The organism is Vibrio ziniensis (assembly GCF_011064285.1).
In the GTDB taxonomy this organism is placed as follows: domain Bacteria; phylum Pseudomonadota; class Gammaproteobacteria; order Enterobacterales; family Vibrionaceae; genus Vibrio; species Vibrio ziniensis.
Map to the genome: position 1 here is coordinate 63,352 of NZ_CP049331.1, position 17,316 is coordinate 80,667.

Genomic DNA, 17,316 nt, shown 5'->3' on the forward strand with positions numbered 1-17,316 from the left:
CGTATCGATTTTGCAATACAGTTGTGCAATAAAATGACAATTGGTTACACTTTTAACTTTGTTGGAATTCATCGCTTATGCGGATTATCATAAGCGGCCTTTATTTATCGACTCGAGAACACTATGAAGCTGAACCCAAGACAAGACGAAGCCGTAAAGTATGTATCTGGCCCATGCTTGGTTTTAGCGGGTGCAGGTTCAGGTAAAACTCGTGTAATCACGAACAAAATAGCCTATTTAGTTCAGCAATGTGGTTACAAAGCCCGCAATATCGCAGCGGTAACATTTACTAATAAAGCTGCTCGTGAAATGAAAGAGCGTGTTGGTCAAACTCTCGGGCGCCAAGAATCAAGAGGGTTGATGGTTTCGACCTTCCACACCTTAGGTTTGAATATCATTCGTCGTGAGTATAAACATCTTGGTTTAAAAGCGGGCTTTTCACTCTTTGACGACCAAGATCAACTGGCGTTACTGAAAGAGCTGACAGAAAAACAGTTAGACGGTGATAAGGACTTATTACGTCAGTTATTGAGCACTATCTCTAACTGGAAAAATGACATGATTAGCCCTGCGCAAGCCAAAGCGATTGCTCAGGGTGAGCAAATGCAACTGTTTGCCTTCTGTTTTGAAATGTATCAGACCCAAATGCGTGCTTATAACGCTCTCGATTTTGACGATCTCATTCTAATGCCGGTAATGCTTCTGCATGGCAATGAAGAAGTTCGTCAACGCTGGCAAAATCGCATTCGCTATTTGTTAGTCGATGAATATCAAGATACCAACTCCAGCCAATATGAACTGGTGAAATTGCTAGTGGGTGAACGCGCGCGATTAACTGTTGTAGGTGATGATGACCAGTCAATCTACTCATGGCGTGGAGCTAAACCACAAAACCTAGTGCTACTTGGCAAAGATTTTCCCAACTTAAAATTGATTAAGCTGGAGCAAAACTATCGCTCAACCAGCCGAATTCTTCGCGCTGCGAACATCTTGATTGCCAATAACCCGCACGTGTACGAAAAATCACTATTCTCTGAAATTCCTGATGGGGAAAAGTTAAAGGTAATTTTGGCGAAAAATGATGAGCACGAAGCAGAACGTGTAACCGCGGAAATCATTGCCCATAAATTCTTAAATAGAACCGAATACCGAGATTATTCAATTTTGTATCGTGGTAACCATCAGTCGCGTTTGATTGAAAAATATCTGATGCAGAACCGAGTGCCGTACAAAATTTCTGGTGGTACGTCTTTTTTCGCTCGTGCAGAAATCAAAGACATCATGGCGTATCTGCGCATATTGGTGAACCCAGATGATGACAATGCTTTCTTACGTATTGTTAACACGCCTCGCCGTGAGATTGGCCCTGTGACGCTAGAAAAACTTGGCAGCTACGCCAACATGCGAGGCAAAAGTTTGTTTGAAGCCAGCTTCGAATTAGGTCTAGAACAGCACCTCTCAGGGCGAGGTTTGGAAAACTTACGTCGATTCACTCAATGGCTGGTGGCGATTGCTGATAATGCAGAGCGCGGCAATACGGTTGAGGCGGTGCGCTCGCTGGTTCGTGATATCAATTATGAAGATTGGTTATACGAAACCTCTGCAAGTCCAAAAGCAGCGGAGATGCGAATGAAGAACGTCTCTGATCTTTATTCTTGGATTGTGGCTGATTTAGAAGGTGATAATCCCGATAAAGAAGAGAAAACGCTTAAAGAAGTGGTTCAGCGACTTACGCTACGAGACATGATGGAGCGCGGTGAAGACAATGATGACAGTGATGCTGTTCAACTAATGACATTGCACGCATCTAAAGGTTTGGAATTTCCTTACGTCTATCTGCTGGGAACGGAAGAGGGGATATTGCCTCATCAAACCAGTATTGATGAAGATAATGTAGATGAAGAGCGTCGCTTAATGTATGTGGGTATTACGCGTGCGCAGCGAGAGCTAACCTTTATTATGTGTAAAGAGCGTCGCCAGTTTGGTGAGTTGATTAAACCAACTCAAAGCCGTTTCTTGGATGAACTCCCGTTCGATGATGTGGAATGGGAAAGCCAGAAAAAACCACAAACGGCAGAAGAGCGAATGGCGAAAGGGCAGGCACATATTGCGAACTTAAGAGCTATGTTTAAGAAGTGATACCATTCTGGAAAATTTCCTGATCAGTGAATGGGCGTCGATAAGCAAACCCTCCGAGCCATGGATGGCTCGGCGGAGCTTCAGGGACGAATGAATGCGCGTTTGCGTTTGCCGCCCATTCGCTGCTCGTCGATGCTCAGTCTGATCATATTTTTTATCTAGGATGGTATGACACGCGCAACACTGAAGTAAAAAGGGCTTGGTATAAACCAAGCCCTTTTTACATAGAAACCGAAAGAGATTACAAACCTTCAATCATATGTTCAATTGCAGCAAGGATTTCGTCATCAGAACAGTCCATACATGTACCTTTTGGTGGCATCAGGTTGAGACCGTTAAGTGCGTGCGTTTTCAATACATCTTTGCCTTGGGCAATACGAGGAGCCCATTGATCAGCGTTACCTTTGATTGGCGCGCCACTGACACCTGATGCGTGACAAGCGATACAAAAAGTACCATAAACTTTTGCGCCATCGCGAGGCCCTGTAGGCTCTGCGACAACTGGTTCACTGCCTGCTAGGTAAACATCACCAACGGGTTTAATACGTTCAGCAATAGCATCATAATCAGCTTGGCTAGTTGCTAGGGCTGCAGTAGAAAAAGTTAGAGCAGCGAACAATACGCTAAAGAGTGATCGAGACATATCCTATAAACTCACTTTACATTCCGAAGGTAAGTGCTGCTTACCTATTTATATTTAGAGTAGGGTGATTTAAAGCAACTTAGTCTGTTAAGTTAACTAGGCTGTTAAATCAATGTAAACAGTGAGTGATTATATCCCGATAAGTTGTTGCAATAAACAACAACTTGCGATCTTCAAGGGCTTAGTCACATCCTTATTGTGGTAATAGCAACAAGTATGTGACGAAAAAGCCACCAAACGGCAAAAAAAGTTGAAAAAATACTAGACGGCATAGTGTGAACTACGTATTATTCCACTCCGCCGATAGGGCATGCGCCCGTAGCTCAGCTGGATAGAGCGTTGGCCTCCGGAGCCAAAGGTCGAAGGTTCGAATCCTTTCGGGCGCGCCATCCGGATGCTTGCAGGAGCGTAAGCAAATTGGCAAATACAGTGGTGGCCATAGCTCAGTTGGTAGAGTCCCGGATTGTGATTCCGGTTGTCGCGAGTTCAAGCCTCGTTGGCCACCCCATTATTTAGGTAGCTTCGGTTCCCTTTCTTGATGAAGTTCGAGATAAAACTTAAGTCGGTGAATAGCGTGGTTTGATAGCGCATCCCGATTTTGGAATAAGCGGACCAGAGGGTGACCCTCTAGCAAATTCCATAGAAAAGAATTTAGTTCGGTGAATAGCGCAGCTTGGTAGCGCATCTGGTTTGGGACCAGAGGGTCGGGGGTTCGAATCCCTCTTCACCGACCACTTATTTTGGTGGCCATAGCTCAGTTGGTAGAGTCCCGGATTGTGATTCCGGTTGTCGCGAGTTCAAGCCTCGTTGGCCACCCCATTATTTAGGTAATTTCGGTTCCCTTTCTTGTTAAGTTCAAGATAAAACATAAGTCGGTGAATAGCGCAGCTTGGTAGCGCATCTGGTTTGGGACCAGAGGGTCGGGGGTTCGAATCCCTCTTCACCGACCACTATAACGAAGCCTCAGTCGAAAGACTGGGGCTTTTTTACATTCAGAGTTCAGGTTTTCGAACAGAGCTGGGTTCGCCTGATATTCGGGATCTGGCTCTTCACCGACCATTACAACGAAGCCTCAGTCGAAAGACTGGGGTTTTTTTACATTCAGAGTTCAGGTTTTCGAACAGAGCTGGGTTCGCCTGATATTCGGGATCTGGCTCTTCACCGACCATTACAACGAAGCCTCAGTCGAAAGACTGGGGCTTTTTTACATTCAGAGTTCAGGTTTTCGAACAGAGCTGGGTTTGCCTGATGTTCGGGATCTGGCTCTTCACCGACCACTACAACGAAGCCTCATACCATTCTGGAAAATTTCCTGATCAGTGAATGAGCGTCGATAAGCAAACCCTCCGAGCCATGGATAGCTCGGCGGAGCTTCAGGAACGAATGAATGCGCGTTTGCGTTTGACGCCCATTCGCTGCTCGCCGATGCTCAGTCTGATCATATTTTTGTCTAGGATGGTATCAGTCGAAAGACTGGGGCTTTTTTACATTCAGAGTTCAGGTTTTCGAACAGAGCGGGGTTCGCCTGATGTTCGGGATCTGGCTCTTCACTGAGCGCTATATAAGCCACATCGGAAATGATGGATATTCATACGGTTTTTACGTCTGTTTACGATGAATTGGGTTTTAATGATTTTTATGTAAGTTTTTCCGCTCAATATTGGGATGTGTTTCAAAGTTTATGGTGCCATTTGTTGTACCACGTAAAAATCACCTAGAGTATAAGTGGGTGAGTTTTGTACGGCAACGGTGTTTAAAACTAGAGTGACTAAACTTGCAACTTCGGTGCATTAAATTTGTTGGAGTAAACACCTGGCTTTGTATTTTTTATATCGAATTAATAACTATTGATTGTTTTTAATTTGGTTATAAATTTTAGTTTTCACTGCTGATTCTCATTTTGTTTCTATTTTGTTAATGGCAAAAACATGCCTTAATTTGATTTATTATTCATTGCTTGGGTTTTATATTGTATTGCTGATTCATGAGTTTTTAGTGTTTAAGGCTAAGTTGGTTGGTGTATTTTTACGTGCTAGATGAAAGGTCTAACCATTGTTATCTGTATAGGTGTTGCATACAAATTCGATAATAGTGCTTTAAATTTGTTTTTTTTCGAGTTTTTATCCTATCTTTGTTGCTTTTCTGTGAAATATTTGCCAAATTGATGGGCTTGTAAATTGCCAGAATTTTGTACTGGCAAGAATGGATTCACTTGTACTCATATTACTCGTATTTTTCACTGGTATATGGGGCGCAGACAGGGCAGAAAACTGCCGAGCAGTAGAGGTCTGGTGTAAATGTCACTTTTAGAAGTAAAAAACCTTCGTATTGAATATCCTTCGCGTCACGGTGTGCATGCGGCAGTCAAATCACTTTCGTTCAATATTGAGCGTGGTGAGATTGTTGGTGTGGTTGGTGAGTCAGGTGCGGGAAAGTCTACCGTTGGTAATGCCGTTATTGATTTGCTTAGCCCTCCAGGAACAATTGCTGGTGGTGAAGTTTTCTTAGACGGCGAAAAAATTTCCGGTTTATCATCTGAGAAAATGCGTAAAGTGCGCGGTTCTAAAATTGGCTTTATTTTCCAAGACCCAATGACGTCTTTGAACCCACTGTTTACAGTAGAGCATCAATTAACAGAAACCATTCATGCCAATATGAAGGTTTCAGATGATGAAGCTTATCAACGTGCGCTTTCTCTAATGAAGCAAGTGGGTATTCCTCAACCTGAAAACCGTCTTAAACAGTATCCTCATCAGTTTTCTGGTGGTATGCGTCAACGTGTAGTTATCGCTATTGCACTTGCTGGTGAACCAGATCTGATCATTGCAGACGAACCAACAACTGCGCTGGATGTATCTATTCAGGACCAAATCCTAAACCTTATCCGCGAGCTGTGTATCAAGAACAACGTAGGTTGTATGTTGGTTACGCACGATATGGGTGTGGTTTCTAACGTTACTGACCGCGTCGCGGTTATGTATCGTGGTGATCTTGTTGAGTTTGGACCAACGGCGAAAGTGCTAGGTAATCCAGACCACAAATATACACGTAGCCTGATTTCTGCTGTACCTCGTTCAGACAAGAAGCTCGACCGCTTCCCTCTGGTGACTTATATCGAACAAGCGGCAGATACCAAATCGATTGATATTAAGAATCACTGGTTGGGTAAAAGTCAGGACAACCGCAAGTACACAGGCCCACTACTGAAAGTGGAACACGTCAACTTGCGTTTTGTCACTAAAGATTCTTTATTCGAAAGCCGTCGTGAATACGTTCAAGCTTCAAATGATGTAAGTTTTGAAGTGCATGAAGGTGAAACATTCGGTTTAGTGGGTGAATCTGGTTCTGGTAAATCGACCATCGCACGTGTTATCGCAGGTTTATATGCGCCAAATGATGGTCGAGTGACATTTGAAGGTATCGATTTAACCGCTCTGAAATCAGAGAAAGAGCGTCGTCCTATGCGCCGCCAAATGCAGATGGTATTCCAAAACCCTTATACGTCGATGAACCCTCGTATGAAGATTTTCGATATCGTTGCAGAGCCGATTCGTTTCCATAAGCTCACCAGCGGTGAAGCGGAAACTCGTCAAATTGTGAATGACTTATTAGAGCATGTTGGCTTAGGCAAAATGGCTGGCGTGAAATATCCGCACGAGTTTTCAGGTGGTCAGCGTCAACGTATTTCGATTGCACGAGCACTGGCAACTCGTCCGCGCTTATTGATTTGTGATGAACCGACATCCGCATTGGATGTATCTGTACAGGCTCAGATTTTGAACCTTTTGAAAGATCTTCAAGATGAACTGAACCTAACCATGCTGTTTATCAGTCACGATTTACCAGTGATTCGCCAGATGTGTGATCGCGTGGGTGTGATGAAAATGGGGACCTTGCTAGAAGTTGCACCAACAGAGCAGCTTTTCAACTCACCTCAGCACGAGTACAGTAAACAACTGATTTCCTTGATGCCTGAATTTACAGGCTTGAGAGAAGAAGTAGAAACGGCTTAAAGCCGCAACCATTACCAAACGTTCTTGTTTGGCATTTTAAGCAGAAGCAAATACAACAACTAGGGATTTGGATTCCCGCATAAGGAGTTATGCAATGAAAACCATGAAAAGCAAATTAGCATTAGCTTTAATGGCCGCTGGTTTAAGCTTTGCAGCTAGCGCAGCAGATATCAAAGTAGCGTACGACGCAGACCCAGTGTCTCTTGACCCACATGAGCAACTTTCAGGTGGTACGCTTCAGATGTCTCATATGGTATTTGATCCACTAGTTCGTTACACACAGGAATTGGATTTTGAACCTCGCCTAGCGGAAAAATGGGAACGTGTTGACGATAAAACTGTACGTTTCCACCTACGCAAAGGTGTTAAGTTCCATTCAGGTAACGAACTAACAGCAGACGATGTTGTGTGGACATTCGACCGCCTACAAGTTTCGCCAGATTTCAAAGCGATTTTCGAACCGTTTGAAAAATTGGTTAAAGTTGATGATTACACATTTGACCTAGTGTCAAAAGGTGCATACCCGCTTGTTCTTCAAACCGCAACTTACATCTTCCCAATGGACAGCAAGTTCTACTCTGGTACTGGTGAAGACGGTAAAGACAAAGCTGAAATCGTGAAACACGGAAACTCTTTTGCTTCTACTCACACATCAGGTACTGGTCCGTTCATCGTAACTGCTCGTGAGCAAGGTGTTAAAGTTGAGTTTGAACGTTTTGACGGTTACTGGGACAAAGCGTCTAAAGGTAACGTAGACAAACTTACTCTAGTGCCAATCAAAGAAGACGCGACTCGTGTTGCTGCGCTACTTTCTGGCGACGTAGACATGATTGCTCCAGTTGCTCCAAACGATCACAAACGTGTTGAAGAAGCGAAAGGCGTTGACCTAATCACTCTTCCAGGTACTCGTATCATCACGTTCCAAATGAACCAATCTAGCAACGAAGCGTTGAAAGATGTTCGTGTTCGTCAAGCTATCGTTCATGCAATTAACAACGAAGGTATCGTTGATAAAATCATGAAAGGCTTCGCAACAGCGGCTGGCCAACAAAGCCCTAAAGGCTACGCTGGTTATAACCCAGATCTAGTTCCACGCTTTGACCTTAAAAAAGCAAAAGAGCTGATGAAAGAAGCGGGTTACGAGAAAGGCTTCACGCTAACTATGATCGCTCCAAACAACCGTTATGTGAACGATGCGAAAGTAGCTCAAGCAGTTTCTGCAATGCTGTCTAAGATCGGTATCAAAGTTGATCTGAAAACTATGCCTAAAGCGCAATACTGGCCTGAATTCGACCTATGTGCAGCAGACATGCTGATGATCGGTTGGCACTCGGATACAGAAGATTCAGCGAACTTCTCTGAATTCCTGACTATGACTCGTAACGAAGAGACTGGTAAAGGTCAGTACAACTGTGGTCACTACTCTAACCCAGAAGTAGACAAGCTAGTTGAAGAAGCAAACGTTGAAACAGATCCTGCTAAACGTTCAGCAATGCTACAGAAAGTAGAAGCGACTCTGTACAACGATGCAGCGTTCGTTCCTCTACACTGGCAAAACCTTGCTTGGGGTGCGAAGTCTAACGTACACGCGAAAGAAATCGTGAACGCAATGGACTTCCCTTACTTCGGCGACCTAGTGGTTGACGCTAAGTAAGATTAAGCATTAACACGTAATACCACGCCTTCGGTGTCTGACATCGAAGGCGTGTTTTAACAGCTAGACAGTTAGGCAGTTTATTTTTTCAGTCGGATAAAGTGTCGTTTTTTAGGCTGAGTATTTTCGCACCGTGTGTGTGTTCCGAATTTTGCATGGAAAGTTAAGGGGCAAGGAATGTTTACGTTTCTGGTCAAGCGCCTGTTTCAGGCACTGATAGTGATGTTTGTGATCAGTTTAGTGGCGTTTGCCATCCAAGATAACTTGGGTGACCCGCTACGTGAGCTTGTCGGCCAATCTGTTTCTGAAGCTCAGCGCCAAGCGTTGCGCGATGAACTTGGTCTGAACGATCCCTTCATTACCAAATATACACGCTTTGTTACTGCTGCAGTGCAGGGTGACTTAGGCACATCTTATTTCTTCAAACGCCCTGCAATCGACGTGATTCTAGATAAATTAGTGGCAACGCTAGAGCTTGTATTTGGCGCGTCATTAATCATTGTGATTTGCTCTATTCCAATTGGTGTTTATACGGCAATAAAACCAAAAAGTCTGTTTACGAAAGTCGTGATGGCCGGCAGTAGTATCGGTATCTCAATCCCGGTTTTCTTAACAGCGATTATGCTGATGTATATCTTCTCAATTGAATTGGGCTGGCTGCCATCTTATGGCCGTGGTGAAACCTACAATCTACTAGGTTGGGAATCAGGTTACTTTACCGTTGATGGTTTACTGCACCTGATCTTGCCATGTATCTCATTGGCTTCAATCATGTTGCCGCTGTTTATTCGTTTAGTTCGTTCTGAAATGTTGGAAGTTCTAAGCTCTGAATACATTAAATTTGCGACAGCAAAAGGTTTACCGCTGAAAAAAATCTACTACCAGCACGCTTTGAAAAACACTATGTTGCCGGTATTAACGGTAGGTGGGGTTCAGATCGGTACTATGGTGGCGTACACCATTTTGACTGAGACAGTATTCCAATGGCCGGGTACAGGCTTCCTATTCCTTGAAGCGATTAACCGCGTAGATACACCTTTGATTACTGCTTACGTTATTTTCGTAGGTCTAATCTTCGTTGTGACTAACACCGTGGTCGATTTGTTATACGGACTGATTAACCCAACCGTAGACTTAACAGGTAAAGGAGCATAATCATGAGTCAATTTTCAGAAGCTCCTTCACGCTGGGAGCGTTTTAAACAGTCAGATTTTCTGTACTACTTCTTACGTGACAAAGTGGCAATGGTGAGCTTTGCCGTTTGTATGGTATTCCTAGTACTTGCGCTGGCGGCACCGCTTATTGCACCAACCGATCCATACGATATGTCTTCAATCGATCTTATGGATGCAGAGTTGCCACCATCTTGGATGGAGGGCGGTGATGGGCGTTTCCTATTGGGCACGGACGAGCAGGGTCGAGATATTTTATCGACCATGCTTTATGGCTCACGTCTTTCATTGACTATCGGTTTCCTTGCGGTAGCGCTTCAGTTAGCTCTGGGTATCATTATTGGTTTGTCTTCAGGCTACTTTGGTGGTCGTATCGACAGCTACTTAATGCGTTTTGCAGATGTTCAGTTGTCTTTCTCAACCATGATGGTGGCGATCATTGTGTCGGCTATTTTCAAAGCGAGTTTTGGCAGCGAGTTCTACAGTAAATATGCGGTATTAATGCTGGTGGTGATCATAGGTGTGGCTGAGTGGCCTCAGTACGCGCGTACCATCCGTGCATCAGTACTGGCAGAGAAGAAGAAAGAGTATGTAGAAGCGGCTCGTGTAATGGGCTTTAAAGCTCCTCGTATTATGTTCCGCCATATCTTGCCTAACTGTCTGTCTCCGATTCTAGTGATTTCAACGGTACAAGTGGCAAACGCCATCATGTCTGAAGCGGCACTGTCATTCCTTGGCTTAGGTTTGCCAGTTGACCAACCATCGCTTGGTGCTCTGATTAGTATCGGTTTTAACTACATTTTCTCGGGCTCTTGGTGGATCACGGCCTTCCCTGGTGTGCTGCTTGTAACCTTAGTTTTGGTGATCAACCTACTGGGTGACTGGTTGCGTGATGTATTTAACCCGAAAATCTATAAAGGTTGATCCTCGTCGATTGATTTTACTCACATAATCTACCTAAACTAGAGCCGTAAGTGATTACGGCTCTTTTTTTGCCTATTCTTTTCTCAATGCAAGCTCAGGTAAAGTAATACAGTAACCATAGTCACCGGAATGGAGAACATATGGATATCAAGTGGGTCACAATGCCAAAACTTTCGCACCTTTTGTTGATTGGATTACCTTTGGGTTTCGTTTCTCAGCCACTATTGGCCGCAGAGTCTGACCAGTTTTTGTGTGGAGGGACTCAAACCTCGACCAATGAACTTCCTCTGCTAAACAGCAATTGCCCCATTGGTCATGGATTGTGGGCCAATGCCACACCGAAAGGACAAGACTCCTTGTTCTGGATTCAGTGTGGGTTGTTAGATCAACCAATATCGTTGAACCAAGCGAAAGTACTCTACAAGCATATTTCAACGGATGTGTGGATGAAGCCTGAAGGTAAGGATTTACGTTGTTTGATAGGTCCTTACGAGGATTATGCAACGGCTAAAAAAGAACTCGCAGGGGTCAGGAGTGAGAAGCGGTACAAGGAAGCATTTATTCGTGAAGTACGCAAAGGTGAGCAAGATACGCCAGTTGTAACGAAGAAGCCTGTGACAAAGCCAAAGAGCGCACCTAAGAAAGTGGCAGAAGTGAAGCCAGCAGTGACCACGCCGAAGCCAATGGTTAAAGCTGAACCTAAAATGAAACCAGAGTCGTCCTCTAAATCCACTAAAGCCTCTGCATCGGTAGCTAAAGATGCTGCTATGGTCACTATCCGACGTGAGGCCACACTTAATGGTGTTCACTATGTTGTGCCTTATGTGATGGACGAAAAAGAACAGTTCTATATGGAGCATGATTTAGCATGGAATCGCTTAAGTTATGCTGCAGCAGAGAAGCGTTGCCAACAGCTGCAAATGCGCTTGGCGATGGAAGTGGAATGGAAACAACTGCTTGATTCTAAACTTATGGAAAAGGAAAACTGGCCGATTTACTTGCCTTATTGGGGGCTGAACAACAAAGGCTTCTTTACCACAGGTAAGGTAACAACCTTAAAAGGGGACTCCTTACTGAACGTTCTTTGCGTAAAATAATACCAGCCTGGATGAATGCGTGTTTGCTTATCGACGCCCATTCACTGATCAGGAAATTTTCCAGAATGGTATGATTAGGAAATTAATGTTATTGGTATTAATAAAAAACCCAGTGAAGTCACTGGGTTTTTTTATCGTTAGATAAGATGATTATGCATCTTCAGGAATCTTATGTGGTTGTGTACGGAAAAACTTCATTACAATCACAAAGAACACGGGAACGAAGAAGATTGCCAGAATCGTCGCAGCAAACATACCACCCACAACACCCCAACCAATTGCGTTACGGCTAGCCGCACCTGCACCAGTACTTAGTGCCAGTGGAAGTACACCCAAGATGAAGGCAAATGATGTCATCATAATTGGACGTAAACGCATACGACACGCTTCGACGGTTGCACTAATTAAGTCTTGTCCTTCGTCATAAAGTGCTTTCGCAAACTCAACAATCAGGATGGCGTTTTTCGCAGACAAACCAATGGTTGTTAACAAACCTACTTGGAAGTAGATGTCGTTAGATAGCGATTTCAATGTAGCTGCTGCAATAGCACCAAATACACCTAATGGAACCACCATGATGACAGAGAACGGCACACTCCAACTTTCGTATAGAGCTGCAAGGCTCAAGAATACGATTAGGATAGAGAGCGCATAAAGCAGTGGTGCTTGTGAGCCGGTTTGTACTTCTTGGTAGGAAGCTCCTGTCCACTGTAGACCAATCCCCTGAGGCAACTGAGCAACGATGTTACTGATGGCTTGCATTGCATCACCGGTACTCATACCCGCTGCCGCAGAACCTTGAATGTTCACCGCAGGAACACCATTGTAGCGTTCTAGACGAGGAGAACCGTAAGTCCAGTCGGTAGTTGCAAACGCTTTAAATGGAACCATCTCATCTTTGCTGTTTTTCACATGCCACAGACTAAGATCTTCTGGTGTCATACGGTATTGAGCATCCGCTTGCAGGTATACTTTTTTAACACGACCGTTATCGATAAAGTCGTTAACGTAGCTCGAACCCAGTGCTGTTGATAGCGTGCTGTTGATATCAGATACAGACAGACCCATCGCCATCGCTTTTTCATAGTCAATGTTGATGCGGAATTGAGGCGTATCTTCCATACCATTTGGACGAACACCGGTTAGATTCGGGTTTTGTGCCGCCATACCTAATAGCTGGTTACGCGCTTGGATCAGTTTGTCGTGCCCTAAGTTTGCGTTATCAGTGAGATAAGCATCAAAGCCTGTTGCGTTACCTAAACCCATGATCGCTGGAACGTTAAAGGTATAGATGTTTGCCTCTTTCACTTGAGAGAATGCACCCCAAGCACGACCAACAATAGCGTTTACTGACATCGCAGGGTTAGTACGTTCGTCCCAATCTTTAAGACGGATGAACGCCATACCCATGTTCTGACCTTGACCTGCGAAGCTGAAGCCTGAAACAGTAAAGACTGACAGAACAGAGTCAGATTCGTTTTCCATAAAGTGTTTTTCAACTTTATCCATCACTTCCAACGTTTGCTCTTGAGTTGAACCCGCTGGCAACTGGATGATGGAGAGGAAAATACCTTGGTCTTCTTCTGGAACGAAAGAAGTCGGTAGACGAGTCCAAAGAGTACCTAGAATAGCAACAATGATGACGTACATAGCAAGGTAGCGAATTCGTTGATTCACGCCTTTGCTCACTACATTTCTATAGCCGTGTGTACCGCGATCAAAGGCTGTGTTGAACCAAGCCAGTGGACCACGGCGAACGTGGTGTTCACCTTTATGCATTGGTTTTAGCAACGTTGCACAAAGTGCAGGAGTCAGAACCATTGCCACGATAACCGACAGTACCATTGACGATACGATAGTCAGTGAGAATTGACGGTAAATTGCACCCGCCGCGCCGCCGAAGAATGCCATCGGAATGAATACCGCACTCAGTACCATCGCGATACCGACTAGTGCTCCGGTAATCTGTCCCATCGATTTACGAGTAGCTTCACGCGGCGCAAGACCATCTTCAGCCATTACCCGCTCAACGTTCTCTACTACAACGATAGCATCGTCAACCAGCAGACCGATCGCCAGCACTAAACCGAACATGGTTAGGGTGTTGATCGAGAAACCAAATGCGGCCATAACACCGAAAGTACCAAGCAATACCACCGGAACGGCAATCGTTGGGATTAACGTTGCACGGAAGTTTTGCAAGAACAGATACATCACGAGGAATACTAGAACGATCGCTTCAATCAGCGTATGAACTACTTCTTCGATAGAAATCTGAACGAACGGCGTAGTGTCGTATGGATAGATAACCTCAATGTTGTCTGGGAACGTTGGGGTCATCTCTTGAATGCGAGCTTTCACTAGCTGAGAGGTTTCAAGCGCGTTAGCACCTGTTGCCAGCTTAATCGCAATACCAGCAGCGTATTTACCGTTGTACAGTGCAACAGCTTGGTAGCTTTCAGCGCCCAACTCAACACGAGCCACATCTTTCAAACGAATTTGCGCACCATCGGTGTCAACGCGTAATAGGATGTTTTGGAACTCAGAGACCGTTCTCATACGGCTTTGCGCAGTAATGGTTGCGTTTAGACGCTGCCCTTTCACTGATGGCGCTGCACCTAACTGGCCCACAGACACTTGCGTGTTCTGTGCACTGATCGCTGACTTCACCTGAGCTGGTGTTAGGCTGTATTTGTTCAGTTTATTTGGATCCAGCCAGATACGCATTGCGTTCTGTGCACCAAACACTTGAACTTCACCCACACCTTGAACACGGCTTAGTGGATCTTTTACGTTCGAAATCATGTAGTCAGAAAGGTCAGTGTTGTCCATGCTGCCGTCTGTTGAGACGAAGCCAACAACCATCAAGAATGAGCTAGATGATTTTGAAACGGTAATACCTTGTTGTTGTACTTCGCTTGGTAGAGTCGCTTCTGCTAAGGCGAGTTTGTTCTGTACCTGAACTTGAGCGATATCCGCATCCGTACCACTTTCAAAAGTCAGTGTGATGCTGAAAGAACCCGATGAACTACTTTGAGACGACATATAAATCAGGTTATCAATCCCGTTCATATTTTGTTCGATCGTCTGTGTCACACTGTTTTCGACCGTATCAGCAGATGCACCAGGATAGGTACCTGATATGATTACTGTCGGCGGTGCGATATCCGGATATTGGGATACCGGTAGTGTCATGATCGACAGCACACCTGCTAGCATGATGATTATTGCAATCACCCAAGCAAAGATTGGGCGATCTATAAAAAATCGAGCCATATCTTATTGTTCCTTAGATGATTCCATGACTTGTGGGTTAACCGTGCTGCCAGCACGTACTTTTTGCAGACCTGCCACAATGACGGTTTCACCAGCTTCTAAGCCAGAATCAATCAACCATTGAGAACCTACGGTATGTGTTGCAACAACGGCTCGGCTTTCAACTACGTTTTCAGCATTAACAACTAAAACAGAGGCTTCACCACGAGCGTTGCGGCTTAGTGCTGTTTGAGGAACAAGAATGGCGTTTGCACGGTCTTCTGTTGGTAGTTGAGCTCGAACATAAAGACCTGGTAATAGGAATTGATCTGGGTTTGGCAGAGTTGCACGAACGTTTACCGTACCAGTGTTTTCATTAACAGATACTTCAGCAAATTGTAGCGTTGCTTTTTGCTCGATCGGCGTACCGTCATCTAGGAATAAATTGATGCCTTTCAGTTCATCTTTTTCTTTACCTGCACTTTGGCGCAGTTTTAGAAGTTCGTTACTTGGTTGAGAAAGGTCAACATAAAGAGGGTCTAGCTGCTGAATGGTTGCAAGCGCATCCGTTTGGTTAGCAGTAACCAATGCACCTTCTGTGACAATTGAACGACCGATACGACCTGAAATTGGTGCTTTAATGTGCGTGTAATCAAGGTCGATTTGTGCAGCGTTAACATTCGCTTGTGCCGCTTTTACTGAAGCCAATGCTTCTTTGTAAGTTGCTTGGGCATCTTCATAATCTTGTTGACTTACTGCGTGCTTTTTAACCAGTTCGTTATAGCGTTTTGCTTGAAGCTCTGTACGGCTTAATGTTGCTTCTGCTTTTGCTAGGTTCGCTTTCATACTTGCCAATGACGCTTGGTAAGTTGAAGCATCAAGTTCAAATAGAACATCACCTTTTTCAACTAAGCTACCTTCAACAAATTTACGTGCAGTAATAATACCGCGTACCTGAGGACGTACTTCTGCGATTCGGAAAGCATTCGTACGACCAGGCAAGGTGCTAGTTACATTAACAGACTGAGTCGCTACTTTAATAACGTCTACCGCTACAGCTGGTGCAGCACCGTTAGCTACCGCCGCTGGCTTGGCGTCTGGTTGACATCCTGCAAGCACAATTGCTGCTGCAATTGTGGTCAACCAAGTTTTCGACAAGGATTTACCTTGGCCCATATGTTTCTCTCCTTTACCACTAGAACTCATCCTGCACGCTTCCTTTTTATGCTTTGAAGGTAGTCGATAGGCAGAACGCTAATTGGAACTCAAATGTAGTTATACAAATATTGATAGTATAAATAACCCGCAGTTAATAATTGGTTAAGACATCGGTTCGTTACAACTTGTAAGGATGACTTTGTCATTTATTGCACAGTTGGACAAGACCCTACACGCAATTCATCACTAATACTAATGAAAAAGATGAAAATATATGCTTGGCAAACTTTTGCGGTGGAAAGTGAGAATTAAAAATGGAGTGCAGGAGACGAAAAAGCGGCCTACTCAAAGAGCAAACCGCTTGAGAGATTCTGCGTTATTTAGCGATTCGTACGATAGGGTTGGTTAAGCATGTCGGTCCGCCTTCACAAGCCATGCATAGAGCCTCACCTTCAAAAACAGTTACTTTAGTGCCGCTCTCTTCCATTACTGATTTCGTTTTTGGGAAGCCATCGATCATGATGCAGTGATCGGGTGAAGTAGGCAGAACATTCAGGTTGAGCCCAAACGAAGCCTCAAATTCATCCGCAGGCGCGACCACCATTTCGATGCCACGCTGTTTCAGTAGAGTCCAAAGTGCTGCTGGAATCAGTGGCGGGTGAACCAAATATTTAGTTTCCGTGAGTGGAGAAATGACAGACATGAGATGCAAACATGCTTCTTCGCCTGTCCAGTAAGGCATATCAAATCCAAGTACGGTTACTCCGTGAGGATTGAGTAATTGGTTGAGTTGCTCAACACCTTCTCGGTTGGAGCGAAATCCTAGTCCGACGATGAGCGTGCTTTCGTCCAACCAAATGATGTCGCCACCTTCCACTTTAGCGTCGCCCGTTAATTCACCCAGCACCGGAATTCCCGCTTTCTCGTAAGCGCGTTTGTGCAGTGCAGGCTCAGGAGTGCGTAGCGGTTTACCCATGCGAAGTGGGATTGCACCCGCTTTGGTCACCAATGATGCATCTCTGGTAAACATCGCATCAGCCAGCTCTTCACTCGCTTCGTCAATCCAGACTATTTCTGCACCAGAAGTTTCAATCAGGCTGGCAAACTCGTCATACTGTTGCAGTGCTTTTTCAGCATTGAACAGTGAGTTGTAGTGCCATTTCTGCGGGTCGGCGTTCAGCAGACTATTTCCAGGGCGGCGCATCAGTACGCGTGTCATTGGTTCAGCCATTAATTGGCAGCCGTAGTTCCCCATTGCATT

10 protein-coding genes and 5 tRNA genes are annotated in these 17,316 nt (G+C 44.7%); 11 read left to right on the forward strand and 4 right to left on the reverse strand.

Features of this window, described 5'->3' with window-relative positions:
* The first annotated feature begins 123 nt into the window (after positions 1-123).
* Positions 124-2,139 carry a DNA helicase Rep gene (gene rep, locus G5S32_RS00305; RefSeq protein WP_165309961.1) on the forward strand — a complete coding sequence of 672 codons (2,016 nt, stop codon included), beginning with the start codon at positions 124-126 and terminating at the stop codon, positions 2,137-2,139.
* Positions 2,140-2,380: 241 nt separating this feature from the next.
* Here rep and G5S32_RS00310 read toward each other — a convergent pair whose 3' ends face one another.
* Entirely contained in the window at positions 2,381-2,782 is a 402-nt protein-coding gene (locus G5S32_RS00310) for a c-type cytochrome (RefSeq protein ID WP_165309962.1), read from the reverse strand.
* Between the two features lie 312 nt (positions 2,783-3,094).
* Between G5S32_RS00310 and G5S32_RS00315 the strand changes: the two genes are divergently transcribed.
* From G5S32_RS00315 to G5S32_RS00360, 10 genes are all read left to right on the forward strand, one after another.
* A tRNA-Arg gene (locus G5S32_RS00315) sits at positions 3,095-3,171 on the forward strand.
* 43 nt (positions 3,172-3,214) lie between these two features.
* Positions 3,215-3,290: transfer RNA gene (locus G5S32_RS00320), tRNA-His, on the forward strand.
* A 149-nt stretch (positions 3,291-3,439) separates the two neighbouring features.
* A tRNA-Pro gene (locus tag G5S32_RS00325) sits at positions 3,440-3,516 on the forward strand.
* Positions 3,517-3,525: 9 nt separating this feature from the next.
* Positions 3,526-3,601: transfer RNA gene (locus G5S32_RS00330), tRNA-His, on the forward strand.
* A gap of 54 nt (positions 3,602-3,655) precedes the next feature.
* Positions 3,656-3,732, forward strand: a tRNA-Pro gene (locus G5S32_RS00335).
* Between the two features lie 1,347 nt (positions 3,733-5,079).
* Positions 5,080-6,795 carry a dipeptide ABC transporter ATP-binding protein gene (locus G5S32_RS00340; RefSeq protein ID WP_165309963.1) on the forward strand — a complete coding sequence of 572 codons (1,716 nt, stop codon included), beginning with the start codon at positions 5,080-5,082 and terminating at the stop codon, positions 6,793-6,795.
* A 94-nt stretch (positions 6,796-6,889) separates the two neighbouring features.
* A complete protein-coding gene (locus G5S32_RS00345; protein ID WP_165309964.1) occupies positions 6,890-8,449 on the forward strand; it encodes an ABC transporter substrate-binding protein in 1,560 nt (519 codons plus the stop codon).
* A 177-nt stretch (positions 8,450-8,626) separates the two neighbouring features.
* Entirely contained in the window at positions 8,627-9,604 is a 978-nt protein-coding gene (locus tag G5S32_RS00350; RefSeq protein WP_165309965.1) for an ABC transporter permease, read from the forward strand.
* A 2-nt stretch (positions 9,605-9,606) separates the two neighbouring features.
* The gene (locus G5S32_RS00355; protein WP_165309966.1) at positions 9,607-10,545 is read left to right on the forward strand and encodes an ABC transporter permease; all 939 of its coding nucleotides are present in this window, start codon (positions 9,607-9,609) and stop codon (positions 10,543-10,545) included.
* Between the two features lie 140 nt (positions 10,546-10,685).
* Entirely contained in the window at positions 10,686-11,642 is a 957-nt protein-coding gene (locus G5S32_RS00360; protein WP_165309967.1) for an SPOR domain-containing protein, read from the forward strand.
* Positions 11,643-11,792: 150 nt separating this feature from the next.
* Here G5S32_RS00360 and G5S32_RS00365 read toward each other — a convergent pair whose 3' ends face one another.
* From G5S32_RS00365 to G5S32_RS00375, 3 genes are all read right to left on the reverse strand, one after another.
* Positions 11,793-14,918: an efflux RND transporter permease subunit gene (locus tag G5S32_RS00365; protein ID WP_165309968.1), complete on the reverse strand. Its 3,126-nt coding sequence runs from the start codon at positions 14,916-14,918 to the stop codon at positions 11,793-11,795.
* A gap of 3 nt (positions 14,919-14,921) precedes the next feature.
* On the reverse strand, positions 14,922-16,103 hold the full coding sequence (locus G5S32_RS00370) for an efflux RND transporter periplasmic adaptor subunit (protein ID WP_246201031.1): 1,182 nt from the start codon (positions 16,101-16,103) through the stop codon (positions 14,922-14,924).
* A gap of 328 nt (positions 16,104-16,431) precedes the next feature.
* Complete coding sequence (locus tag G5S32_RS00375; protein WP_165309969.1) at positions 16,432-17,310, reverse strand: dimethylarginine dimethylaminohydrolase family protein; 879 nt, start codon at positions 17,308-17,310, stop codon at positions 16,432-16,434.
* Positions 17,311-17,316: the final 6 nt, after the last annotated feature.

Excerpts from the sequence above, each read along its gene's own strand:
- rep (WP_165309961.1), top strand. The coding sequence starts at position 124 with ATGAAGCTGAACCCAAGACAAGACGAAGCCGTAAAGTATGTATCTGGC.
- G5S32_RS00310 (WP_165309962.1), bottom strand. The coding sequence starts at position 2,782 with ATGTCTCGATCACTCTTTAGCGTATTGTTCGCTGCTCTAACTTTTTCT.
- G5S32_RS00340 (WP_165309963.1), top strand. The coding sequence starts at position 5,080 with ATGTCACTTTTAGAAGTAAAAAACCTTCGTATTGAATATCCTTCGCGT.
- G5S32_RS00345 (WP_165309964.1), top strand. The coding sequence starts at position 6,890 with ATGAAAACCATGAAAAGCAAATTAGCATTAGCTTTAATGGCCGCTGGT.
- G5S32_RS00350 (WP_165309965.1), top strand. The coding sequence starts at position 8,627 with ATGTTTACGTTTCTGGTCAAGCGCCTGTTTCAGGCACTGATAGTGATG.
- G5S32_RS00355 (WP_165309966.1), top strand. The coding sequence starts at position 9,607 with ATGAGTCAATTTTCAGAAGCTCCTTCACGCTGGGAGCGTTTTAAACAG.
- G5S32_RS00360 (WP_165309967.1), top strand. The coding sequence starts at position 10,686 with ATGGATATCAAGTGGGTCACAATGCCAAAACTTTCGCACCTTTTGTTG.
- G5S32_RS00365 (WP_165309968.1), bottom strand. The coding sequence starts at position 14,918 with ATGGCTCGATTTTTTATAGATCGCCCAATCTTTGCTTGGGTGATTGCA.
- G5S32_RS00370 (WP_246201031.1), bottom strand. The coding sequence starts at position 16,103 with ATGAGTTCTAGTGGTAAAGGAGAGAAACATATGGGCCAAGGTAAATCC.
- G5S32_RS00375 (WP_165309969.1), bottom strand. The coding sequence starts at position 17,310 with ATGGGGAACTACGGCTGCCAATTAATGGCTGAACCAATGACACGCGTA.